This window comes from Shumkonia mesophila (genome assembly GCF_026163695.1).
GTDB lineage: Bacteria > Pseudomonadota > Alphaproteobacteria > Rhodospirillales > Shumkoniaceae > Shumkonia > Shumkonia mesophila.
This window is the reverse complement of sequence record NZ_JAOTID010000001.1, coordinates 1-23,635: the sequence shown is the minus strand read 5'-3', so window position 1 is coordinate 23,635 and position 23,635 is coordinate 1. Positions and strand designations below refer to the sequence as shown.

The 23,635-nt window shown below is 66.6% G+C and carries 23 protein-coding genes; 9 read left to right on the top strand and 14 right to left on the bottom strand.

Features of this window, described 5'->3' with window-relative positions; all coding sequences use genetic code 11:
- The first annotated feature begins 51 nt into the window (after positions 1-51).
- From ODR01_RS00115 to ODR01_RS00095, 5 genes are all read left to right on the top strand, one after another.
- Positions 52-792 (top strand): ABC transporter substrate-binding protein, encoded by a 741-nt coding sequence (locus tag ODR01_RS00115; protein WP_316975556.1) that lies wholly within the window; start codon positions 52-54, stop codon positions 790-792.
- A gap of 88 nt (positions 793-880) precedes the next feature.
- On the top strand, positions 881-1,552 hold the full coding sequence (locus tag ODR01_RS00110) for an amino acid ABC transporter permease (protein WP_316975555.1): 672 nt from the start codon (positions 881-883) through the stop codon (positions 1,550-1,552).
- 8 nt (positions 1,553-1,560) lie between these two features.
- Entirely contained in the window at positions 1,561-2,316 is a 756-nt protein-coding gene (locus ODR01_RS00105; RefSeq protein WP_316975554.1) for an amino acid ABC transporter ATP-binding protein, read from the top strand.
- 3 nt (positions 2,317-2,319) lie between these two features.
- Positions 2,320-2,988, top strand: coding sequence for an amino acid ABC transporter permease (locus ODR01_RS00100; RefSeq protein WP_316975553.1), 669 nt, complete (start codon positions 2,320-2,322; stop codon positions 2,986-2,988).
- Positions 2,981-3,883 (top strand): DMT family transporter, encoded by a 903-nt coding sequence (locus ODR01_RS00095; RefSeq protein WP_316975552.1) that lies wholly within the window; start codon positions 2,981-2,983, stop codon positions 3,881-3,883. The genes ODR01_RS00100 and ODR01_RS00095 overlap by 8 nt, the downstream gene beginning before the upstream one ends.
- Before the next feature lie 7 nt (positions 3,884-3,890).
- On the opposite strand, the gene ODR01_RS00090 is transcribed toward ODR01_RS00095, so the two are convergent.
- On the bottom strand, positions 3,891-4,793 hold the full coding sequence (locus tag ODR01_RS00090) for a LysR family transcriptional regulator (RefSeq protein WP_316975551.1): 903 nt from the start codon (positions 4,791-4,793) through the stop codon (positions 3,891-3,893).
- 160 nt (positions 4,794-4,953) lie between these two features.
- On the opposite strand from ODR01_RS00090, the gene ODR01_RS00085 reads away from it, so the two are divergent.
- Positions 4,954-6,639 (top strand): methyl-accepting chemotaxis protein, encoded by a 1,686-nt coding sequence (locus ODR01_RS00085; protein WP_316975550.1) that lies wholly within the window; start codon positions 4,954-4,956, stop codon positions 6,637-6,639.
- Between the two features lie 544 nt (positions 6,640-7,183).
- A complete protein-coding gene (locus ODR01_RS00080; protein WP_316975549.1) occupies positions 7,184-8,866 on the top strand; it encodes a methyl-accepting chemotaxis protein in 1,683 nt (560 codons plus the stop codon).
- A 24-nt stretch (positions 8,867-8,890) separates the two neighbouring features.
- Here ODR01_RS00080 and ODR01_RS00075 read toward each other — a convergent pair whose 3' ends face one another.
- On the bottom strand, positions 8,891-10,324 hold the full coding sequence (locus tag ODR01_RS00075; protein WP_316975548.1) for a sensor histidine kinase: 1,434 nt from the start codon (positions 10,322-10,324) through the stop codon (positions 8,891-8,893).
- Positions 10,311-10,988: a response regulator transcription factor gene (locus ODR01_RS00070; RefSeq protein WP_316976192.1), complete on the bottom strand. Its 678-nt coding sequence runs from the start codon at positions 10,986-10,988 to the stop codon at positions 10,311-10,313. The genes ODR01_RS00075 and ODR01_RS00070 overlap by 14 nt, the downstream gene beginning before the upstream one ends.
- 119 nt (positions 10,989-11,107) lie before the next feature.
- Between ODR01_RS00070 and ODR01_RS00065 the strand changes: the two genes are divergently transcribed.
- On the top strand, positions 11,108-12,361 hold the full coding sequence (locus ODR01_RS00065) for an MFS transporter (RefSeq protein WP_316975547.1): 1,254 nt from the start codon (positions 11,108-11,110) through the stop codon (positions 12,359-12,361).
- A gap of 25 nt (positions 12,362-12,386) precedes the next feature.
- Here the strand turns inward: ODR01_RS00065 and ODR01_RS00060 are convergent, their stop codons facing one another.
- The 10 genes from ODR01_RS00060 to ODR01_RS00015 form a co-directional block, all read right to left on the bottom strand.
- A complete protein-coding gene (locus ODR01_RS00060; protein WP_316975546.1) occupies positions 12,387-13,160 on the bottom strand; it encodes an anti-sigma factor family protein in 774 nt (257 codons plus the stop codon).
- Entirely contained in the window at positions 13,157-13,669 is a 513-nt protein-coding gene (locus tag ODR01_RS00055) for a sigma-70 family RNA polymerase sigma factor (protein ID WP_316975545.1), read from the bottom strand. The genes ODR01_RS00060 and ODR01_RS00055 overlap by 4 nt, the downstream gene beginning before the upstream one ends.
- A gap of 550 nt (positions 13,670-14,219) precedes the next feature.
- Positions 14,220-14,417 (bottom strand): YgaP family membrane protein, encoded by a 198-nt coding sequence (locus ODR01_RS00050; RefSeq protein WP_316975544.1) that lies wholly within the window; start codon positions 14,415-14,417, stop codon positions 14,220-14,222.
- A gap of 101 nt (positions 14,418-14,518) precedes the next feature.
- Positions 14,519-15,733 carry a glycerophosphodiester phosphodiesterase family protein gene (locus ODR01_RS00045; RefSeq protein ID WP_316975543.1) on the bottom strand — a complete coding sequence of 405 codons (1,215 nt, stop codon included), beginning with the start codon at positions 15,731-15,733 and terminating at the stop codon, positions 14,519-14,521.
- A gap of 118 nt (positions 15,734-15,851) precedes the next feature.
- Positions 15,852-16,706 (bottom strand): endonuclease/exonuclease/phosphatase family protein, encoded by an 855-nt coding sequence (locus ODR01_RS00040; RefSeq protein WP_316975542.1) that lies wholly within the window; start codon positions 16,704-16,706, stop codon positions 15,852-15,854.
- On the bottom strand, positions 16,703-17,527 hold the full coding sequence (locus ODR01_RS00035; RefSeq protein WP_316975541.1) for a carbohydrate ABC transporter permease: 825 nt from the start codon (positions 17,525-17,527) through the stop codon (positions 16,703-16,705). Before ODR01_RS00035 ends, ODR01_RS00040 begins: the two co-directional genes overlap by 4 nt.
- Complete coding sequence (locus tag ODR01_RS00030; protein WP_316975540.1) at positions 17,524-18,408, bottom strand: carbohydrate ABC transporter permease; 885 nt, start codon at positions 18,406-18,408, stop codon at positions 17,524-17,526. Before ODR01_RS00030 ends, ODR01_RS00035 begins: the two co-directional genes overlap by 4 nt.
- Before the next feature lie 163 nt (positions 18,409-18,571).
- Entirely contained in the window at positions 18,572-19,858 is a 1,287-nt protein-coding gene (locus ODR01_RS00025) for an ABC transporter substrate-binding protein (protein ID WP_316975539.1), read from the bottom strand.
- Positions 19,859-19,920: 62 nt separating this feature from the next.
- Positions 19,921-20,997, bottom strand: coding sequence for an ABC transporter ATP-binding protein (locus ODR01_RS00020; RefSeq protein WP_316975538.1), 1,077 nt, complete (start codon positions 20,995-20,997; stop codon positions 19,921-19,923).
- 100 nt (positions 20,998-21,097) lie between these two features.
- The gene (locus tag ODR01_RS00015; RefSeq protein ID WP_316975537.1) at positions 21,098-21,907 is read right to left on the bottom strand and encodes a DeoR/GlpR family DNA-binding transcription regulator; all 810 of its coding nucleotides are present in this window, start codon (positions 21,905-21,907) and stop codon (positions 21,098-21,100) included.
- Between the two features lie 171 nt (positions 21,908-22,078).
- On the opposite strand from ODR01_RS00015, the gene ODR01_RS00010 reads away from it, so the two are divergent.
- Entirely contained in the window at positions 22,079-23,038 is a 960-nt protein-coding gene (locus ODR01_RS00010) for a PfkB family carbohydrate kinase (protein WP_316975536.1), read from the top strand.
- Between the two features lie 106 nt (positions 23,039-23,144).
- On the opposite strand, the gene ODR01_RS00005 is transcribed toward ODR01_RS00010, so the two are convergent.
- Positions 23,145-23,471, bottom strand: coding sequence for an EthD domain-containing protein (locus tag ODR01_RS00005; protein ID WP_316975535.1), 327 nt, complete (start codon positions 23,469-23,471; stop codon positions 23,145-23,147).
- Positions 23,472-23,635: the final 164 nt, after the last annotated feature.

Here is a 23,635-nt window from a genome sequence, read left to right as displayed (position 1 = left end):
AACGCTCGTCCGCGTGAATCAAGAACATCCATTCGAGAGGAGAACGGCACCGTGTTCAAAAAAATCTCTGTCGTGGCGGCCGTCGTTGCGGCGTGCGGCCTGATGGCCGGCCCCGCGGCGGCCCAGAAAGTGGTCAACGGCATCGACGCCAACTTCCCGCCTTTCGCCTACGTCGATAAGTCGGGCAAGCCGGGCGGCTTCGACGTCGATTCGGTCGACTGGATCGCCAAGAAGATGGGCTTCGAAGTCAGCCACCAGCCGGTCGACTGGGACGGCATCATCCCCAGCCTGCTGGCCAAGAAGATCGACCTCATCTGCTCGGGCATGTCGATCACGCCGGAACGGGCCAAGCAGGTCAGCTTCACCAACCCCTACTGGGAAGTGAAGAACGTCTTCGTCACCAAGAAGGATTCCGCCGTCACCGTCGACCAACTGCTCAAGGGCGACAAGAAGATCGGCGTCCAGCAAGGCACGCCCGAGGGCGACTGGCTGAAGGACAACAAGGAAAAGAACGGCTGGAACTTCACGCTGCGCTATTACGATTCCTCGCCGATGGCGGTCGAGGACGTGCTGAACGGCCGCATCGACGCCGCCGGCATGAACGACGCCCCGGCCAAGGACGCCACCTCGAAGAAGCCGGTCAAGGTCGCCGGCATCTTCGGCGAGGTCGACACCTTCGGCTGCGCCGTGCGCAAGGAAGATACCGCGCTCCTGAAAAAGCTGAACGACGGCTACAAGGCCCTGATGGCCGACAAGCAGTGGAAAGACCTGATCGCCAAGCACAAGCCGTAAGTCCCGGTTCCGTCCGGGCGGCCCGGAAAAGGCGCGGGATTACCTCCCGCGCCTTTCCTTTGGCCGGCCGCTGGGTTAAGAAGCCGCTATGCAGCACACCCTGGATGTCCTGATCGAGGCGGTGCCCTTCCTGGTGGGCGGGGTGGGGACGACGCTCGTCATCGTCATCGGCGGCATGCTGCTGGGGCTCGTCCTCGGCGTGCCGCTGGCGGTCGGCCAGGTCTACGGCAACGCCATCGCGCGCCGGGCGGCCGGCCTTTATGTGTGGTTCTTCCGCGGCGTGCCCATCCTGGTGCTGCTGTTTCTCTTCTACTACGGCCTCTTTCACCTGATCGGGCTCAACCTCGGCGCCGTGGCGGCGGCCATCCTGGTGCTCGGCATGACCAGCGCGGCCTATCAGTCGCAGATCTTTCGCGGCGCCATCCTGTCGCTTTCCCAGGGCCAGTTCCGCGCCGCCAGCGCGCTCGGCATGTCGAACGCCCAGGCCATCGCCACCATCATCCTGCCGCAGGCGCTGCGCCTGTCGCTGCCCGGCTGGTCCAACGAATATTCGATCATGCTCAAGGACTCGGCGCTGGTCTTCGTGCTGGGGGCCACCGAGATCATGGCCCGCACCCATTTCGTCGCCTCGCGCGAATACCAGCACATGCCCCTCTACATCACCGCCGCGCTGCTCTACTTCCTGCTCACCTGGGCGGGGGTGCGGAGCTTGCGCGCCTTCGAACGCCGGGTGGCCATCCGCGGTTACGGAAGGACCTAGGGACGACCATGCAAAACACCCCGATCCTTCGCGTCGAGAACGTGTCGAAGGCCTACAACGGCAAGGCGGTACTGAAATCGGTGTCGCTCGAGCTCAACGCCGGCCAGCACAAGGTGCTGATCGGCCCCTCGGGCGGCGGCAAGAGCACGCTGCTGCACTGCATGAACTATCTGGTGACCCCCGATTCGGGGCGCATCGAACTCGACGGCCGCGAGGTCAACGCGAAGTCGCGCAAGGAGCTCTACGCCTTCCGCCAGCAGGTCGGCATGATCTTCCAGGAGTTCAACCTGTTCGACCACCTGACGGCGCTGGACAACGTCGCCATCGCGCTGCGCAAGGTGAAGGGCCAGTCGCGCCGGGAGGCCGAGGGCCGGGCGATGGCCGAACTGGAGCGCGTGGGTCTGGCCGACCGCGCGCAGCACTATCCGGCCGAGCTGTCGGGCGGCCAGAAGCAGCGGGTCTCCATTGCCCGCGCGCTGGCCATGGACCCCAAGGTGATGCTGCTGGACGAGCCGACCTCGGCGCTCGACCCCGAACTGACCGGCGAGGTGGTCTCCGTGATCCGTGCGCTGGCCCGTTCGGGCATGACCATGGCGATGGCCACCCACCAGATGGAATTCGCCCGCGCGCTGGCCGACGAGATCCTGTTCATGCAAGGCGGCGAGATCATCGAGCGGGGTGCTCCGGCCGAACTGCTGGCCCCCGGCGCCGCCACCCGCACCGCCGACTTCTGCCGCCGCCTGGCCGAGATGGGCGGGGACTGAACCATGGAGATTTTCGACTTCCTGTTCGGGCGGGTGGTGCCGGCGCTGAACGAGGGCGTGGCGGTCAGCATCCAGCTGATCGTGCCGGCCGCTGCCCTCGGGATCGTCTTCGGCGTCGTCATCGGCACGCTCAGGGTTTACGGAACCTACGGGCTCGACGTCGCCGCCAACGCCTATGCCGCCGTCTTCCGCGGCACGCCGCTGGTCTGCCAGCTCCTGTTCCTTTACTACGGCCTGCCCAACGTCGGCATCTATCTGGAACCCTATGGCGCCGCCGTCATCGGCTTCGCGCTGTGTAGCGCCGCCTACCATTCCGAATACATCCGCGGCGGCCTGCTGGCGACGCGGCGCGGCCAGCTTCTGGCGGCGCAGGCCCTGGGCTTCTCGACCTGGCAGTCGATGCTCTCCATCATCGTGCCGCAGGCTGTGCGCCGGGCGCTGCCCGGCTGCGGCAACGAGATCATCTACCTCATCAAGTATTCCTCGCTGGCCTACATCGTCACCTGCATGGAATTGACCGGGCAGGGCAAGATGATCGCCACCCAGACCTTCCGCTTCTCCGAGGTCTTCCTGGTCGTCGGCGCCTACTATCTGGTCATCGTGACGGTGGCCACCTTCCTTTTGCGCAAGTTGGAGGATCGCCTGCGCATTCCCGGCTTCGGGCATGCCTAGCCCTCGCCCCTTCGCCAATTCCGCCCCGGCCACCGCGGGCGGCCGCGCCGTCGCCGCCGGCATCCTCTTGATGATCCTGGCGGTCGGCCTGTTCACCGTGATGAACACCTTCGTCAAGCTGATCGGCCCCGGATACCACCCGTTCGAGGCGGTGTTCTTCCGCAACGTCGTCGCCGTCTTCCTGGTGATTCCCTTCGTGCTGGCCTCGGGCGGGCTCGGGACCTTGAAGACCAAGCGGCCGTTCGGCCACCTGCTGCGCGCGCTTGCCGGGATCACCAGCAATGTCTGCTTTTTCGCCGCCTATCAGCGCATCGCGCTGGCCGACGGCATGGTGGTGTCGATGGCGGTGCCCATCTTCGCCACCCTGCTGGCCATCCCGCTGCTGGGCGAAAAGGTAGGCTGGCGGCGATGGGCGGCGATCCTGGTCGGCTTCATCGGCGTGCTGGTCGCGCTCAAGCCGGGCGGCGGCATCCAGACCGGCAGCCTGTTCGCCCTGGCCGGCACGCTGGCCTGGGCGCTGACCATCCTGTTCGTCAAGAAGCTCAGCAGCACGGAAACGCCCTACACCATCGTCTTTTATTACATGCTGACCGGGGCGGCGATCGCGGCGGCCGTCATGCCCTGGGTGTGGGTAACGCCGACGCCGCGGGTGCTGCTTTACTACCTGGGGGCCGGCCTCGTCGGCGGCTTGGCCCAGATCGCCATGACCTATGCGCTGAAGCTGGCCCCGGCTTCGGTGGTCAGCCCCTTCGAATACACCCAGATCGGCTGGGCGGTGCTGTTCGACCTCGCGTTGTGGGGGGTGTCGCCGTCGACGGCCACGCTGATCGGCGCCGCCATCGTCATCGCCACCGGCCTCTACATCTTCCATAGCGAAGCCGCGCCCCGCCGCTGACGGGTGTTCAGGGGACGACGGGCGGTTGCGGCGGGCCCAGGATGTCGCGCGTCAACCGGACCCAGGCGCGGGCGGCGAACGACGGGTAGCCGGCGCGGGGCCAGACCAGGGCGACTTGATAGCGGATCTCGGGTTTGAGCGGCACCATCGCGACCCCGTGGGGTTTGAGCGCCTGGCACATGGAGGCCGGCAGCAGGGTGACGCCCAGGCCGGCCTCCACCATGGTGACCAGGAAATCCCACTGCCCGCTGTGGGCGGCCTCCGTCGGCGTGAAGCCGGCGGCGCGGCACGCCTCGCGGACAAGGACCGCCGTCAGGAACTCCTCCGTCAGCATCACGAACGGCTCGGTGGCCAATTCGGCGAGACCCACGGCGTCGTGCCGAGACCATTTGCCGGTGCGTGGCGCGACCAGAACCAGCGTGTCCTCGGCGAAGGGCAGGCCGTCGAATTGCCTGTCGTCGAAGGGCATCAAGGTGATGCCGACATCGAGATCGCCGGCAAGGATCAATTCCGTGACCTGTTTGCAGCCGTGTTCAAACACGCTAAGGCGGACGTCGGGAAAGCGCCGCCGGAACTCGGCCAGCACGCCCGGAAAAAAGGACGCTCCCGCTGTCGGGGGCAATCCCAGTCGCAAGGAGCCCCGGACCATTCCCTTGAGGGCGTCCACTTCGGCTTTCATCTCGTTCATGTCCCGAAGAATCTGCGTCGCCCGTTCATAGACGATCCGCCCGGCATCTGTCAGTTGGATGCCCCGGGGGCTGCGAACCAGCAGGGAGGCGGCCAAGTTCTCTTCCAGTTGTCGGATCATCTTGCTGATGGTTGGCTGAGTGACGTTCAGCACCCTGGCGGCACGCGTGAAGCCGCCCTGACGCACCACCTCGACAAAATAGCGAAGCCCCCTCCCGTCCATGACCGCGACGTTTGCACCCCCCAGTGCCAATTCCGTTTAGGAATAACCCCAATAACTATTTCTCATTTTACTTAAGCATCGTCACCACCTCAAATTGCCGGACGAAATTTGATCAGTCTATAGGCACGCGAATCGCTGAAAATCTCAAAGGGAAACGTGGATGCTTCTTGATCGTTTTAAAATCAATTCCCGATTGATGCTGATTGTCGCCGGGGCGATCGCCGGCATCGCCGGCGTCGGGGGGTATTCCCTTTCCGCCATCCACGCCAACCTGTTCGAGGATCGCCAGATCAAGACCGCGCATGTGGTGGAAACCGCCTTCGGCGCCCTTGAATATTACGCCGGGGAAGAAAAGGCCGGCCGCATGGGCCGCGCCGACGCCCAGGAGATGGCGAAGAAGGTGATCGCCGCCATGCGCTATGGCGACAACGAGTATTTCTGGATCAGCTCCTTCGACGGCACCATAGCGATGCACCCGATCAATGCGAAGCTGGTGGGCCACGATGGGAGAGGCGATGTCGACGCCGACGGCAAGGCGTACAATGTCGAGATGATCTCCGTCGCCAGGAGGGGCGGCGGCTTCGTCGCGTATTCCTATCCGAAGCCCGGCGAACAGAAGGCGTCGCCCAAGATCACCTACGTCAAGCCCTTTGCCGACTGGAACTGGTTCGTGGCGTCGGGCATCTATGTCGACGATGTCGAAGCCATCTTCATGGACCTGCTCATGGTCGTCGGTGGCGTCGCCCTGGTCATCCTCATTCTCGTGACCGGTGCTTCGATCGTCATCAGCCGAGGCATCACCCGGCCGCTTTCCTACATCGCCACCAACATGCATCGCCTGGCCGAAGGCGACAAGTCGATCGAGGTCAAGTTCACCGACCAGAAGAACGAGATCGGCGATTTGTCGCGGACCATGGACGTGTTCCTGGAAAAGACCCTCGAGATGGACCGCATGCGCGAGGCGCAGGTGGAAGCCGAACGCAAGGCCGAGGAGGAAAAGCGCCAGGCCGTGCTGAAGCTGGCCTCCGACTTCGAGGCCTCGGTCGGACAGGTGGTCAATCAGGTGTCGGCGGCGGCGACCCAGATGCAATCGTCCTCCGAGGCGATGAGCGCGACGGCCGAGGAAACGACCCGTCAGGCCTCCGCCGTGGCGGCGGCCTCCGAACAGGCCTCGGCCAACGTGCAGACCGTCGCTTCGGCGGCCGAGGAACTGTCGAGTTCGATCGCCGAAATCAGCCGGCAGGTCTCCAAGGCTTCCGAAATCGCTTCGGCGGCGGTCAAGGAGGCGGAAGCCACCAACGTCAAGGTCCAGGGGCTGGCCCAGGCCGCCAACAAGATCGGGGAAGTGGTGGCGCTGATCACCGACATCGCCGAGCAGACCAATCTGCTGGCCTTGAACGCCACCATCGAGGCGGCCAGGGCCGGGGATGCCGGCAAGGGCTTCGCGGTGGTCGCCTCGGAAGTAAAGAATCTCGCCAACCAGACGGCCAAAGCGACAGACGAGATCGGGGCCCAGATATCGGGCATCCAATCGGCGACCCAGGACGCCGTGGCGGCCATCGAATCGATCTCCAGGACGATCTCCAAGATCAACGAGGTCAACTCGGGCGTCGCCTCGGCGGTCGAGGAGCAGGGCGCCGCGACGCAGGAGATCGCCAGGAACGTCGAGCAGGCGGCGGCGGGCACCCACGAGGTCTCCTCCAACATCGGCGGCGTCAGTCAGGCCGCGAACGATACCGGGGCGGCGGCCACCCAGATTCAGTCGGCGGCGGCCGGATTGTCCCAACAATCCGAGACGCTTCGCGCCGAAGTCGACAAGTTCCTGGCCAACGTGCGCGCCGCCTGACGCAGGCGCGAGGCCAAGGCCGCGGCCCGGGGTGGTTGCGGCTTATCGCTACGCCCCTGGCGATGGCGAGGAAGGTGGTGAGCGCCAACGCGCCCAGCAGCGCCTCAGCAATCGGGTTGCGCCAGTCCGTGCGATCTACTCCCTGGGGGGCTGCGTCGTCGGCGGGCTGGCCCAGATCGCCATGACCTATGCGCTGAAGCTGGCTCCGGGCCCCGGTGGTCAGCCCCTTCGAATACACCCAGATCGGCTGGGCGGTGCAGTTCGACCTCGCGCTGTGGGGCTGTCGCCATCGTCATCGCCACCGGCCTCTACATCTTATAGCGAAGCCGTGCCCATCGCTGAAGCGGGTGACGGTAAGCTGGGGCAAGCCGTCTGTGACGGGGATTCGTGTCGCGGCCTGCCCTTCAATTGCAGAAAACCTTAATTGTAACAATGCATTCACAAATCGAAACAAATTTGTTCTTTTTGTTCATCTCCGCGTGACGCAGGCTGGTAAACTTGAACTTGTGCGTGTCCGACGACAAATCAACGTTGGGAGATCGCCATGTTCAAGGTCCTGCGGCGCCTGTCGTTGGCGCAAAAGATGACACTTCTGACGGTGGCCGGCATTGTCCTGGTCACCGTGGCGGTCGTTCAGGTCGCCACCTACATCCTCGAATCGCAAATGCGGCAGCAGGCGCAGTTCCGCCAGGACGCCAACATGCGCGTGGCGTGGGAACTGTTGCGCCACAAGGGATCGACCTTCCGGGTGGAGAACGGCAAATTGTATGCCGATTCCCATGAGATCAACGGGAACTTCGAGGTGGTCGACCGGGTGAAGGACCTGGTGGGCGGGACCGCCACCATTTTCATGGGCGACACCCGGGTTTCCACCAATGTCGTGCAGGCCGACGGCAAGCGCGCGGTCGGCACCAAGCTGGCCCAGGGACCCATCCACGACACCCTGTTTCAGGCGAAAAAGGCGTTTCGCGGCGAAGCCGACATCCTGGGCGAGAAGTATTTCACCGCCTACGACCCCATAACATCGGCAACCGGCGACGTGATCGGAATCCTTTACGTCGGCTTGCGGCAGAGCGAATTCCTCGATGTCGTCTCGGAGGTCCGCAACAGTATTTTCCTGGCGGCGGTCGTGCTGGGCGGCGTGGTGGCCGTGCTGGCGCTGGTTTTCGTTCGCCGGCAATTCAGGCCGCTCGGCTTGATGACCGAGGCGATGGGCCGCCTGCAAAGGGGCGATACCGGAATTGCGGTTCCCGGCCTGGGGCGGGCCGACGAGATCGGTCGCATGGCGGCGTCGGTGCAGGTGTTCAAGGACAACGCCATCGAGAAGGCCAGGCTTGAGGCCGAGCAGAAAGAGAAGGACCGTCGGGCCGAGGCGGAAAAGCGCGCGGCGATGGTGCGCATGGCCGACCAGTTCGAGACCTCGGTCGGCGAAGTGGTCGGGCGGGTGTCCTCGGCGGCGACCGAGATGCAGTCCTCTTCCGAGGCGATGAGCGCAACGGCCGAAGAGGCGACGAGACAAGCCTCCGCCGTGGCGGCGGCCTCGGAACAGGCCTCGGCCAACGTCGAGACGGTGGCTTCCGCCGCCGAAGAGCTGTCGTCCTCGATTTCCGAGATCAGCCGCCAGGTGACGCAGGCCTCCCAAATCGCCTCGGCCGCGGTGAGCGAGGCCGAGCAGACCAACGTCAAGGTCCAGGGCCTGGCCCAGGCCGCCAACAAGATCGGGGAAGTGGTGGCTTTGATCACCGACATCGCCGAGCAGACCAACCTGCTGGCGCTCAACGCCACCATCGAGGCGGCGCGGGCGGGCGACGCCGGCAAGGGCTTCGCCGTGGTCGCTTCCGAGGTCAAGAACCTGGCCAACCAGACGGCCAAGGCGACCGACGAAATCGGCGCCCAGATCGCCGGCATCCAGTCGGCGACCCAGGAGGCGGTCTCGGCCATCGAATCGATCACCCGCACCATCTCCAGGATCAACGAGGTCAACGCCGGGGTCGCCTCGGCGGTCGAGGAGCAGGGCGCCGCCACCCAGGAGATCGCCCGCAACGTCGAGCAGGCGGCGGCCGGCACCCAGGAGGTCTCTTCGAACATCGCAGGGGTCAGCCAAGCGGCCAATGAAACCGGTGCCGCGGCCACGCAGATCCAGTCGACGGCGGCCGATCTGTCCCGCCAGGCGGAGACGCTGCGCGCCGAGGTCGACAAGTTCCTCGCCAGCGTCCGCGCCGGCTGACAGCACTCGGGCCTGGGGGACCGGTCAGCCGGTCTTCTTGACGACCGGGGGGCGGACGACCTTGGTCTTGCGGACGGGAGCGGCCGAGGTCACCGGCAGGCGCAGCACCACCCTGAGGCCCGGTTCGTTGTCCTCCAGCCGAAGCTCGGCGTCGTGCAGTTGCGCCACCGCCGCCACCAGGGCGAGACCGAGGCCGCTGCCCGGGGTGTGGCGGCTGGCTTCCAGCCGGACGAAGCGCCTCAAGGCCTTGTCGCGCAGATCCTCGGGGATACCCGGGCCGCGATCACCGACGGCGACGACGGCGGCGGTTCCCTCGCGGCGCAGGGTCAGTTCGATGGGGCCCCGGCCGCCGCCGTACTTGACGGCGTTGTCGATGAGGTTGGCCAGCGCCTGCGACAGCAGGTGGCGGTTGCCGCGGATGGCCAGCGGGGTCGGCGCGTCCACCGTCACCGTCGAGCCCTTCTCCTCGGCGACCGGCGCGTAGAACTCGGCGACGTCGGCGATCAGTGCCGCCAGGTCGAAGTCGTCGAACTCGTTTCGCAGCGCCCCCGATTCGGCCAGCGCGATGTCGAGGATGGCGTTGAAGGTGGCCAGAATGTCCTCGGTTTCGCGGATGGTCTCTTCCAGGGCCGTCCGATAGGTCGCGGCATCCTGGGGCGACAGCAGCGTCACCTCCAGCCGGCTGCGCAGCCGCGAGATCGGACTGCGCAGGTCGTGGGCGATGTCGTTGGCGACGTTGTGCATGCCGGCCATCAGTTGCTCGATGCGCTCCAGCATGCGATTGAGGTTGGCGGCCAGCTGATCGAATTCGTCGTCGTTGCCCTTGAGCGGCATGCGCCGCCGGAAGTCGCCGGCGAGGATAGCCTGGCTGCCGCGGTTGATGGTGTCGATGCGGCGCAGCAGATTGCGGCTCATCACCACGCCGCCGGCGATGGCGAGGAAGGTGGTGAGCGCCAGCGCCCCCAGCAGCGCCTCGGTGATCAGGCTGCGCAGTTCCGTGCGCTCGGTGGTGTCGCGCCCGACCAGCATGCGAAAGCCGCCGGGCAGCACGAAGGTATGGGCGCGGGCCAACTGGCGGGTCGGGCGGGGACCGGCCTCGGTGCCGATCAGGAAGTCGACCCAGCCGGGCTCGCCCCTGGCCACCGTCGGCCAGGCGTCGATGTTGCCGGCGAGCGGCCGGTACTCGGGGTCGGCCAGCAGATAGATGCCGCGCTGGCCGAAACGATTGCCGCTGCGCTCGGCGATCACCGAGATGAGCTGGCCCAGCCCGCGCTCCTGGTAGTGCTCGGCCAGCGAGGCGATCTCGTTGCGGATGGTCTCGTCGGTCTGGCCGCTGACCACCCCCACCGCCTCCCAATAGACAAAGGCCAGAATGCCGACCACCGACACCCCGAACATCGCCACGTAGACCAGCGCGTAGCGGAAGGTCGAGCTGGCGAGCAGCCTATTCGGGCGCACGGAGGCTGTATCCGGCCCCACGCACGGTATGCAGCAGCGGGGAGGTGAAGGTTTTGTCGATCTTCTGGCGCAGCCGGCTGACGTGGACGTCGATGACGTTGGTCTGCGGGTCGAAGTGGTAATCCCACACGTGCTCCAGCAGCATGGTGCGGGTCACCACCTGGCCGGCGTGGCGCATCAGGTATTCGAGCAGGCGAAACTCGCGGGGCTGCAGCGGGATTTCGGTGCCCGCCCGCGTCACCCGGCGGGCCAGCAGGTCCATCTCGAGGTCGGCCACCTTGAGCACGGTTTCCTCGGCGCGGCCGCTCTTGCGGCGGATCAGCACTTCGACGCGGGCCAGCAGTTCGGCGAAGGCGTAAGGCTTGACGAGATAATCGTCACCGCCGGCCTTGAGACCGCGCACCCGCTCGTCGACCTGGCCCAGCGCGCTCAGGAAAAGCACCGGCGTATCGTCGCCCTTCTTGCGCAGGGCCTCGACCACCAGCAGGCCGTCGATGCCGGGCAGCATGCGGTCGGCGATGATCAGGTCGTAGCTTTCGGTGACGGCCATGGCCAGGCCGTCCGGCCCGGTGGCGGCGCGGTCGACCACATAGCCGCTTTCGCCCAGCCCCTTGGCCAGGTATCCCGCCGCCGCCTCGTCGTCCTCGATCACCAGGATGCGCATGGGCCGATTGTAGGGCGGGCGCCCCGGCACGGCAACGGCTGGCGGCGCCGATAACATTCCGTATTGCTCCGGCCGGCCGATGGGCTAGTCTCGCCCCGCCACAACCCACGGACCCATCCATGAGCGCCGCTTCCGATTCCGCTCCCGACGCTGCCTCCGGCGCGGGCTTTTCCGCCGCCTCCCATCCTTACCGCTGGGTCGTGCTGGCCGGCGTCTGGCTGGCCTATTTCAGCTTCGGCCTGACCACCGTCACCCTGGCGCCGCTGGTCGGCGTCGTCGGCGCCGACCTCGGGCTCGGCCACGCCCGCATGGGTACCGTGCTGGGTGCCTGGCAGTTGGTCTACATCGCCTCGGCGCTGCCGTGCGGCATGCTGCTGGATCGCGCCGGGCCGCGCTGGGCCCTGTTCATGGCGCTGGTCGCGATTGCCGGCTCCAACCTTTTGCGCGGCGTCGCGACCGGCCACCTCAGCCTGTTCCTGGCGGTGGCCGTGTTCGGCCTGGGCGGCCCCCTGGTGTCGATCGGCGCCCCCAAGCTGACCAGCCTGTGGTTCGAGGGCCGCGAGCGCGGCTTCGCCATGGGCGTCTACATCACCGGGCTGGCTTTCGGCAACATGGCGGCCTTTTCGCTGACCAACAGCCTTTTGATGCCGGCCCTGGGCGGCGACTGGCGGGCCGTCCTGTGGGCGGATGGCGGCCTGGTGCTGGCGACCGGCCTGGTGTGGCTGGCGATCACCGCCCATCCGGTCTATCGCGCCGTCGAGGCGAGGCCGGCCGGCGGCACCGGCGAATCGCAGGTCCAGGCGTTCGTCCGCCTGCTCAGGGTGCCGGCGGTGCGCTGGGTGCTGCTGATGAGCATCGGCATCTTCTTCTTCAACCACGGGCTCGACAATTGGCTGCCCGAGATCCTGGTCAGCCGCGGCATGGATGCCGCGCGGGCGGGTTTCTGGTCGACGGTTCCCACCGCCATCGGGGTCAGCGCGGCGCTGATCCTGCCCCGGCTGGCGACGCCGTCCCGCCGCCTGCCCATCTTGGGCGCGCTGTACTTGGCGGCGGCCGGCGCCACGCTGCTGCTGCACGGGGCCGAGGGGATGATGCTGGCCGGCGGCCTCATCCTGCAGGGGGTGGCCCGTGGCGCCATGATGGCGGTCGCCATGCTGATCCTGATCGAGATCCCGGACGTCGGGCCGCGCCGCGCCGGGATGGCCGGCGGCCTGTTCTTCTCGGCGGCCGAGGTGGGCGGCGTGCTGGGGCCGGTATCGGTCGGCCTGATCGCCGATGTCGCCGGCGGCTTCACCATTCCGCTGGCGGTGTTGACCGGCGTCTGCGTGGCGCTGCTGGCCATGATGGCGCCGCTGGGGCGGGCGCTGCGCTGAGTAAACGGCTTCCAGCCAAGCGCCGTCAGCGCTCCCACTCGGCGTAGACGGCGTGGGCGATGGGCAGCAGCTCGTCTTTCGGCATCTCGGCGATCAGCGCATAGGCCAGGGGCGCCTCCACCCAGTAGAAAGCAGAAACCCCGCGCTCGGAGACGAAGCGGAAAGCCGTGTCCTCTCGCTCGCTGGCGGCGCGCACGTAGCACGTCAGGCGCCGGCCCGAGGCGTCCTCGTACATGAACTGGGCGGCCGCCGTTCCCTCGTCGGGCAGCAGCCGGCCGCCGACCAGCGAGAAACCGAGGGAAGCCAACTTGGGCGCCTTGAGCGGGCTGCCCAGCCGCTTCGACAGCCAGCCGACCAGATGCGCTTCCTGGTCGGCCGCCACCTCGACCGGATGGCGGACCTCGGAGGCGTAGACGATGTGGGCGCCGACGGCGCGGCGCACGAAGCCCGGCTCGGCCAGCGGACCGGCGCCCTCGCCCAGGCCGTGCAGGCCCCAGCCGGCGCCGCCGCCCAGCGCGAAAAGCAGCAGCGCCGCGGCGAGGCGCCGCCAGCCTTGGGCCGGCCGCGCCTTGGGCGTGCCGGCGGCAAGCGCGGCCAGAGCGGGTGACAGCGGCTCGCCCAGGACGCCGTCATAGAGAGCATGCAGGCCGGCGTTCTGCGCCCGGTAGGCCTGGACACGCGCCGCCTCGTCGGGATGGGTGGCCAGCCACGCCTCGACCTCCTGGCGGGCGGCCTCGTCGATCTGCCCGTCGACATAGGCGTTGAGCGTGTTCTCGTCGATCGGGCGGGGCGCGGTCATTTCACCCTCCTCAGGACGGGCGCGTCGCCGTTGTCCATCAGCTGGCGCAACCGTTCGCGGCCGCGCGCCAGGCGCGACATCACGGTGCCCAACGGCACCCCCAGGACATCGGCCGCTTGCTTGTAGCTCATTTCCTCCAGTCCGATCAGCAGCACCACTTCCCTCTGGTCGGCGGGCAAACCGTCGAGCGCGCGGCCAAGGTCGCGTACCGGCAGGCCGCGGTCGGGGCCGTGGCTGGCCGGCCCCGCCATTTCGCCGCCGCCATCGGGGAGCGCCACGTCGTCCGGCCGGCGGACGGCCCGGCGCGCCTGGTTGACGTGCAGGTTGTGCAGGATAGTGAACAGCCAGCCGCGCAGGTTGGTGCCGGCGCGAAACAGGTGGAAGCGCGACAGCGCCCGCTCCAGGCAATCCTGCACCAAGTCGTCGGCCGCCCCCGGGTCGCGCCCCAGCGCGCGGGCATAGCGCCGCAAGTGCGGAATCTGCTCGACGATGGCCTGCCGCCTGTCCACGCCCGCCCGTTCCCCGAATATCCCGGAAGGGTCCCAAGCCCCTTCGCCTATCCCATCAACACCCGGCCGCCCGGTTTATTCCCCGGCCTTCGCGCCCGGTAGCCGGAAACCCGACAGCCTTTTCGCTTTGTCGTCATGGCCGTGCTTGTCACGGCCACCTGCCTGCGCGAAGCCGAAGCAGCTTCGCTTCGGCGAAGGCAGGTCCACGACTTCAAAACAGACGTGGATGCCCGGAACGAGTCCTACCGGATTCACACATCTCGGCTGGTAGCGAAAGCCGCATAAATTCGCCCTCTCCGCCGCACGGCGGGGGAGAGGGAGGGGACCCATCGCGCCAGCGATGGGGAGGGTGAGGTGGAGGTGCCGCCGTCGTGTTCGCGGGGGGAATGCCCGAAATCCCCACCTCACCTCCCTTGATCCGGCTCCGCTGGACCGACCCTCTCCACCCCCTGGGGGCGGAGAGGGAGATAAGCAAGGTGTCCGAGATGTGTGCATCTCGTCGGAACGAGTCCGGGCATGACGACAGAAGCAGGCGGCGCTGCCGTCCCGCTTATACTTTCTTTTCCATCGGGCAGGTGCGGATGCCCAACAGCGTATAGGCCGGGCACCAGCCGATCAGCGCGGTCAGGATGGGAACGATACCGATCCACCCCCACGGCGTCATCGGCCCGACGAAGACGAGCGCGATCAGGACGGCCCCCACAACCAGGCGCAGGATGCGATCCACCGTTCCCACGTTCTTTCCCATGCCGAGTTCTCCTGTTGGTGCGGCTTCACGATAACCGCACAAGAAATGTGGGAACGCGGCCGGCGGGTTCAAGGAGGACCGGAATCCGGCCGCCGCCGGGATCAGTCCAGGCCCATGCAGTTGGCGTAATAGGTGACGGTGGCCGGCCAGTCCGAGAAGATGCCGACGATGCCGACCTCCGTCGCCAGCACGTCGAGCAGCTCGTACGTGACGCCGTCCGATTTGGTCGCCGCCTTGATCGACTGGTAATACCAGCCGCCGCCGGTCTTGAGCGGCCCGGAGCGCTCCAGGCTCCAGGCGATGACCTTGAGGCCGGCCGCACGCGCTTCCTTGGCATAGGCCGACGGCACGATGCGGCCCCCTTCCACGGTCACCAGCATCCACAAGGGGGGGCCGATGTAGTTCACGCCCATGGCCTTGAGTTCGGCCATGGTCGGCTTGAAGGTGGCGGGGTTCATCGGATTCAACCCGGCTTCGCTGTCGCGTTCGTCGAGATAGACGGCCTGCTTGCCGAACGCGGGTTCGTTCCTGATCCAGTAAAGGACGTCGGCCAGGTTGAAGGACTGCGGCCACACGTCTTCGGGGGGCACGCCCGCCGCCTTGTACTCGTCGATCATCTTCTGGGCGTAGGCTTCCTGGGTAAGGCCGTCGTAAGGCATGGAAACGGAGGGGGATTTCAGCTCGGGCGTGAACTTGGCGCCCAGCGAGCGCAACAGCTTGATCGACTCGGCATGGGTCATCAGCGTGCCGGCGCTGGCGGCATAGAGGTCGGTCCGCCAGTCCGCCGTGCCGTCCATGTACTCGTCCACGTTCCCGGCCTTCTTGTTCTCGGCGTCCATCTTGCCGGCAAGCGTCCTGAACTCGGCCAGGGTGACGTCGCTGGTCCGGCACTCGGCCGAGGCCGGCGCGCCGCCGGCCGGCGAGAAGGGCCTGGTGCATTTGGCGGCCAGCGGCGTCTTCAGGATGTTGGTGGTGGTGTGCAGGTCGTTCTGGGCGTGCCGGCACACCAGTTCCTTGTCCTTGGTGAAGGTGACGTCGCATTCGATGATGCCGGCCCCCATGCGCGCCGCCGCCCGATAGGATTCGGCCGTATGCTCGGGGAACATCAACGCGGCGCCGCGATGGCCGATCGAGAATTGCTTCCGTTCGAAGGAATTGTCGGCGCAGGCAAGCAGCTTGGACTTGAGCGGGCCGTCCTTCATCTGGTCGATCAGGAAATAGGGCCGGGGGCCGAGTTCCACGACATCGGCGTGCGCGGCCTGGATCGTCCACGCACCGAGAAGGACCAGCACGGCGATAAATCCGGCGCGGGCCATGGCTTTTCTCCCTTCGAGCGACAAAGCACACAACGGAGACATTGGACCGGAATCGTGACAATCAAGCGTCGTCGCGGGGAAGCTTTCTTGACGGCGGTTGGAGCCGCCGTCGGCCCGTTCAGTCGGCCAGCCTCAACAGCACCGGCTGGTGGTCGGAGGCGTTCGTCTTCTGGTCGACGTCGATGGCCGTGATGCGCGCCGCGATGCCGGGGGTGACGAACAGGAAGTCGCGGCAATGCGGGCCCTGCGGCCATTGCTCCTTGTCGAAGATGCCGCAGGTGGCGGCGTGCGGGCGGTCACCATGGGCGTGGCGCCAGGCGTCGATCAGGGGCGGCGTGCCGTCGGCGAAGGGCGCGCTCGTCGCCCCGTAAACGGCGTCGTCGGGCACCATGTTGAAGTCGCCGCACACCACCGAGGCCACCGGGCGCGGCGGCGCCGCGTAGGGGCCGTCGGGGGGCTGGACGCCGGGCGCGCGCACGTTGGCGGCGATCTCGGCATGCAGCGCGCGCAGCCTTTCCACCTGGGCCAGACGTTGGGTTTCCGAGTGGTATTCGAGGTGGGTGGTGACCACGCGAAGCGGGCCGAAGGGCGCCTTCAGCACGGCCTCGGTGGCCTGGCGCGGCATGTGCTTGACGGCGGCGTCGGGCGGCTGCGGCAACGGATGGCGGAAGGCCTGGAGCACCGGCAGGCGCGTGAGAATCATGTTGCCGAAGCGCTGGCGCGGCTGTCCCCGGCCGCCGGACCGTTCCACGGCGGCGCCGAACACCCACTCCATGTCGGGGAAGAGGGCGGCCAGTTCGCGGGCCTGGTCGATGGCCTCGCCGCCGGCGCCGGGCATGTGGCGGCCGATCTCCTGCAGGCACAGCACGTCGGGTTCGCCCATGGCGGCGATCGTCGCGGCGATGCGCCCCAGGTCGAGGCGCCCGTCCGTGCCGAGGCCCCATTGAATGTTCCAGGTGAGGATCTGGGTCATTTGATGCCCGCGTGCATGAAGGACTGGACGAACTGCCGCTGGAAGAGAAGGAAGGCGACCAGCAACGGCGCCACCGCCAGCAAGGTGCCGGCGGTGATGATCGACCAGTTTACCCCGGATTCGGGCGCTCCGAAAATAGCCAGTCCGACGGTCAGCGGCCGGGTGGTGACCGAGTTGGTGATGACCAGCGGCCACAGGAAGTTGTTCCAGTGGTAGCTGACCGAGACCAGGCCGTAGGCGACGTAGGTGGGCTTGGCCAGCGGCACGTAAACCTTCCACAGCACCTGGAGCGTCGAGCAGCCCTCGACGCGGGCCGCCTCCTCCAGTTCCTTGGGGATGGTCTTGAAGGTCTGGCGCAACAGGAAGATGCCGAAGGCGCTGGCCATATAGGGCAGCCCGATGCCGAGGATGGTGTCGACCAGGCCGAGGTGGCTCATGGTGCGGTAGTTCTCGACGATCAGCACCTCGGGCATGATCATCAACTGCACGAGGACCAGCGCGAAGGCGACGTCGCGGCCCCTGAACTCGAAGCGGGCGAAGGCAAAGGCGGCCAGCGTGCAGAGGAAGAACTGGGCGGCCAGGATGGAACTGACCAGCACGAAGGTGTTGAAGAAATAGCGGGCGAACGGTGCGTACGACCAGGCGATGCGGAAGTTATCCAGCGTCACGGGGGCAAACAGCGAGAAGCGGGTGGCGTACTCGGACGGGTGGAAGGCGCTCCAGAACGCATAGATGAGCGGCAGCAGCCACAGGAAGGCCAGCAGCCAGGCTGCCCCGGTTTCAAGGCGGTCGCCCAGGCGATGTCGGGTTCCGGCGATCATCGGTAGTGGATCCTTTTGTCGAGGATGACGAACTGGCCGATGGCGATGATGGCGAGTACCGCCAACAGGACCACGGTCAAGGTCGCCGCGTAGGCCTCGTCGAAGAAGCTGAAGGCCACCTCGTAGATGTAGTAGAGCAGAAGCGAACTGGCATTGTCGGGCCCGCCCTTGGTCAGGATGAACAGCTGGTCGATCAGCTTGAAGGAATTGATGACGGCATTGATCATCACGAAGAGGGTGGTCGGCATCAGCAGGGGGAAGGTCACCTTGCGGAAGAAGTACCAGCGCCCGGCGCCTTCCAGCTTGGCCGCCTCCTCGAGATCGGGCGGCAGCGCCTGCAGGGCGGCCAGGTAGAAGATCATGAAGAAACCGGCGTCCTTCCAAATGGCCAGCACGATGATGCACCCGAGCACGGTGTCGGCGTCGCCCAGCCAGTTGGTGGAGGCGAAGCCGAAGGTGCGGGTGATCTGGTCCAAGAGGCCGATGTCGGGGGAATAGAAGAACAGCCAGATATTGGCGACCGCGATCATCGGCAGGATGGTCGGCGTGAAATAGGCCATGCGCACGACGCCGCGCAGCGGCAGCTTGCCGTTGACCCACAGGGCCATCAAAAGCGCGATGGCGATGCTGAACGGAATGGTGAAGGAGGCGTAGGTCAGGTTGTTGCCGACCACCTTCCAGAACACCGGGTCGTCCAGCATCATCTGGTAGTTGTCGAGCCCGACGAAGACCGATGGACGCAGCGCCGTGCCGGAGGAAAAGACGCTCTGGATCAGGGTGGCGACGGTCGGGTAGTGGGTGAAGGCGACGAGCAGGACGGCGGCCGGCGTCAGCAGCAGCCAGCCGTGGATGGTGTTGAGGGTCGATTGCGGCAGTCGCATGGGGTGGTCTACTCCGCGAAATCGCCGACGGCCGCCGTCCCCCCCTCCCTACCCCTCCCCCGCGAGGGGGGAGGGAAGGAAGAAGAGGTCTCCAGGCCGGCACCCTCCCCCTGGATGGGGGAGGGCCGGGGTGGGGGTGACTCCGTCATCAACCGCCTTTCCTTTAGCGGTAGGGCTTGAGCAGGCGGTCGGCCTGGCCTTGCGCCTCCTTCAGCGCCGCCGCCGGCTCCTTGGCGCCGGTGAGCACGGCCTGGATGGCGTCATTCAGGGCCTTGCGCACACGGCCGGTCTGATAGGTCGACAGCTCGGCCGTGCCGTACTTCAGCTGGTCGCGGGCCACCGCGGCCGGCGGGAAGTCGGCGGCATACTTCTTCAAGACGTCGGTTTCGTAGGAGGCGGGGCTTACGCCCATGTAGCCCGTCGCAATGCTCCACTTGGCCGCCATTTCGGGGGCGGTCATGAACTTGATCAGGCGCATGGCCGCCTTGCGTTCCTCGGGCGTCGTCTGCTTGAAGATGTAGAAGTTGCCGCCGCCGGTCGGGCTGCCCAGGCGCTTCTTGGCCGGCAGCATGGCGACCCCGAAGTCGAACTTGGCTTCCTTCTTGACCGCCGAAAGGTTGCCGGTGGTGTGCCACATCATGGCGGTCTTGCCCTCGACGAAGTTCTGGCGCAGCGTTCCCCACTCGATGGCGCCGGCCGGCATGGTGCCGTCCTTGCCCAGCTTCTGCCAATAGGTCAGGGCTTCGACGACGGCGGGCTTGTCGAAGTACGTCTGGTTGCCCTCGCTGTTCATCAGCACTTCGCCGTTCTGCATGGCGAAGGCCTGGAACATCCAGTAGGGATAGCCGGTGGAGGGCACCATGACGCCCCAGCGTTCAACCTGGCCGCCGCTCTTCTTGACCAGCTTCTTGCCCATTGCCGCCATCTCGTCCCAGTTTGCCGGCGGCTTGGCGGGATCGAGGCCGGCTTCCTTGAAGGCGTCCTTGTTGTAGTACATGACGATGGTCGAACGCTGGAACGGAATGCCCCAGGTCTTGCCCTTGGTTTTGCCGTTTTCCATCAGCCCCGGATAGAAGCTGTTGAGCCAGGCCTTTTCCTCGGCCGTCGAGACGATGTCGTCGAAGGCGACGATGGCGTCCTGCTCGATCAGTTCGTAAATGTCGATCGAGAACAGCACCGACGTCTGGGCCGGCTGGCCGCTTTTCAGCGCCGCCAGGGCCTTGACGCGGGCGTCGTCGTAGTTGCCGGCGTAGATGGCCTTCACCTTGACATCGGGGTTCGCCTTCATAAAATCGGCGACCATGCCGTCGACGACGCCGGTCAGCGGCCCACCGACGGCGATGGGATAGTACATGGTCAGATCGACGGCGGATGCCGGCGTCGCGGCGCCGGCGCCGAGGGCGGCGGCGAGGCCGACCCCGGCCAGCAATGTCTTCGCTCTCTTCATCATGATGATTGCCTCCTCATCGGGTTAACCGGCACCGCCCTTGCGGTGCCTCGCTCCTCGTCGTTTCAGTCTGCATTCTGCCGCGGCCGGTGGCCGGCCACGCGGCGGCCGGTCTGGGTGTCGAAGACGTGCAGGGCCTCGGCCGCCCAGCGCAGGCGGACCTCCTGGTCGGGCGAGACGGCATAGTGCCCGGGAACCCGGGCGTTGATGGTCTGGCCGCCGACGCGGGCCGTCACCACGGTATCGGCGCCCAGGTAGTCCGAGGCGATCAGGCGGGCCGGAATGCCGCCGCCGTCGGCGGCGACGACGACATGTTCGGGCCGGATGCCGAGCGTAAGGCCGGCCCCGCCGCCCTCCAGCACGGCCGGGCCGTCGCCGCCGGCGATGACGGCACCGATGGGGCCGTCGGCCAGCGTCAGCAGGTTCATCGGCGGCGTGCCGATGAAGCCGGCCGCGAACAGCGTGGCCGGGGCGCTGTAGAGATCGTCGGGCGTGCCCTCCTGCTCGATCTCGCCGTCGCGCATGAGGACGATGCGGTCGGCCATGCTCATGGCCTCGGCCTGGTCGTGCGTGACGTAGACGACGGTCATCCCTAAGCGCTGCTGCAGGGCCCGGATCTCGACCCGCATCTCGTGGCGCAGCTTGGCGTCGAGGTTGGACAGCGGCTCGTCCATCAGGCAGATGGGGTTCTCGGCGACGATGGCGCGGGCCAGGGCGACCCGCTGGCGCTGGCCGCCGGAAAGCTGCGCCGGCTTGCGATCGAGCAGGGTGGAAAGCCCAACCAGTTCGGCGACGCGCTTCAGACGCGCCTCCTTCTCGGCCGTCGCCACCTTGCGCACGTTGAGGCCGAACAGGATGTTCTGGCGGACGTCGAGGTGCGGAAACAGCGCGTAGGACTGGAAAACCATGGAGACGTGCCGCTGGGCGGGCGCCACGTGGGTCATGTCCTCGCCGCCGATGAGAATTCGACCCTGCGCGGTGTCTTCGAGGCCGGCAACCATGCGCAGCGAGGTCGACTTCCCGCAGCCCGAGGGGCCGAGCAGCACCACGAAGGTCCCCTCCTCGACAAGAAAGGACACGTCGCGCACCGCGACGGTGTTCCCCCAGGACTTGGTTACATGTTGCAGTTCGATCGCCGACATGGGCGTTTACATTCCTTCAGGCTATAGGCCGTGTTCTGTCACGGCAAAAAGGCGTTTCGGTGTAAGAAAATTTACAGATTTGTGAAATTCCTTACATTGCTTAAGGGCTTTCGCCGGCCTTCGCCGGTTCCGGCGGGGCGGTGAACAGGCTGACGTTGTGCCGCGCCAACTGCTCGGCGATCGCCTCGGGCGGCGGCGCGTCGGTGAACAGGGCGTCGATCTCGGCGACGTGCGCCAGGTGCATCATGGCGTCGCCGAAGAACTTGCTGCTGTCGATGACGACGAACCGCTTGCGCGCCACTTCCATGGCCGTGCGCGACACCTGGACGTCGCGGTAGTCGTAATCGAGCAGGTGGCCGTCGCGATCGATGGCGCCGACGCCGAAAATGCCGAATTCGACCCGGAACCGGCGCAGGAACTCCGACGTTGCCTCGCCCGTGATGGCCCGATCGCGGTTGCGCACCATGCCGCCCGGCAGCATGACCTCGAAATCCGTGCGTTCGCAGAACAGCGTGACGACGCCGATGTGGTTGGTGATGACGCGCAGCTCGCGGTGGCCGACCAGCGCCTCGGCCACCGCCTCGGTGGTGGTGCCGATGTCGAGGAACAGCGAGGCGCCGTTGGGAATCTCGGCCGCCACCATGGCGGCGATGCGGCTCTTTTCGGCGGCGTTGCGGACCCGCCGGCTGGAATAGGCCAGACGGTCGCGCCCGGTGGGCAGTCCGGCGCCACCGTGATAGCGCTCCAGCAGGTTCCTCTGGCTCAACTCGATGATGTCGCGCCGGATGGTCTGGGCCGATACGCCGAAGTCCTCGGCCATCGCTTCGATGGTGGCGAATCCGCGCTGCCGCACCAGCTGGACGATGGCCTGCTGGCGGGCGCTTATTTTGCTCCCCTGATTCCCACGCACCGTTGCCTCCTGATGCGGCTTCCCTGTGTTCTTTTTTTGTAAAGCATAGCAGAAATCAGAGGAAATGTTAATTTTATTACATTTTCAGTCAAACCGGCGGGTGGCCGGCCGCTTGACAGGGCGAAGTCCGGCTCCTATTCAACAGATCCATTGCGACGGGGATGGAGTTTCATGTTCGACGTCAGTGTGATCGGCCATGTGGTGCGCGACGTCAACACCATCGGCGGCAGCGAATACGAGCCTTCGCCGGGTGGCACCGCCTATTACTCGGCCATCGTCTATGCCAGCCTGGGGCTTCGCACCGCCGTCGTCACCAAGGTGGCGCGCCAGGACGAGGGGGCGCTGTTGGGCCCCCTGCGCCGGGCCGGCGTCGAGGTCTTCAACATGGCCACCGAGCGCACCACCGTCTTTCGCAACTACTACGCGGCGGACAATTCCGACATCCGCATGCAGCACGTCGACGCCCGGGCCGGCGGTATCTTCCTCGAGGATTTGCCGCCCTTGCGCGCCCGGCTCGTCCATGTCGGCCCGCTGACCAAGGAGGACGTCGACCCCACCATCATCCGCCACTACGCCAAGCTGGGGGCGACGGTGGCGCTGGACGTCCAGGGGCTGACCCGCGACATCGCGGGCGGCGAGGTGGTGGCCAGCCACAGCCCGGGGCTGGGCGCCTTCCTGCGCCACGTCGACGTCTTCCAGGCCGACGACGAGGAAATCGTCACCTTCACCGGCCTCGCCTCGGTGACCGAGGCGGCGGAGCGGGTGCGGACCGATGGCGCCGGCACCGTCATCGTCACCAAGGCCAGCCGGGGTTCCCTGGTGTTCGGCCCCGAGGGCATGCTGGAAATTCCGGCGGTGCCGCCGCGCCGCCGGCTGGACGCCACCGGCTGCGGCGATACCTATCTGGCGGCTTTCATGAGCCGCCGGCTGCGCGGCGAGCGCCTGGCCGAATGCGCCAATTTCGCCGCCGTCGCCGCCAGCCTCAACATCGAGAACCGCGGGCCGTTACGGGGCTCGACCGAGGACGTCTTCGAGCGCTGGTCGGAATTCGCCCGCGACGAGGAGCCGGACTTCGGCCTGCCGCCCCGGCTCGGCGTCGACGGCACCGCCCTTTACGGTGCCGACGACTAATAATTTCGGTGACAGTGCACTTAATTCGACAACGTCTTCCATTCCAAGTGGACGCCGCCGTTGCCGCGAATTAAGTGCACTGTCACCGAAATTCACCGAAATTGGTTCAGCCGCGGGGCCCGACTTCGAGGTTGATGTGGAAGACCCGGCCCTCGAACAGCGGCATGATCTCCTTCATCTTCGCGACATTATTCGCCCGCGCCCCGGACGCCAGCATGGCATCGATGTCGGCGGGGGCATCGAAGGTCAGCTCGATGGTCATGTAGATGTCGGGGGCGCCTTCCTCGTACCAGCGGCCGCGCAGGATGCGAAACGACCGCAGGTTGGGGAAAGTGGCGATGATCGGTGCGCACTCGGCATCGATGAAGGAATCGAAGCGGGCGCGGTTCTCGGGGGCGACGGTCCCCACGAAATGGGCGCAGCGGACGTACATGCGAAACCTCCTCCCGAAGGCGAAGGGGGCGCTCGGTCTGGCCGGACGCCCCCGCGATGATGGTCTCGTGCCGGGGCCTAGCGCTGGACGCGTCCGGAGGCGTCGCCGCCGGCCAGTTTCTCGACCTCGGCCACGCTGACGCGGTTGAAGTCGCCCGGGATGGT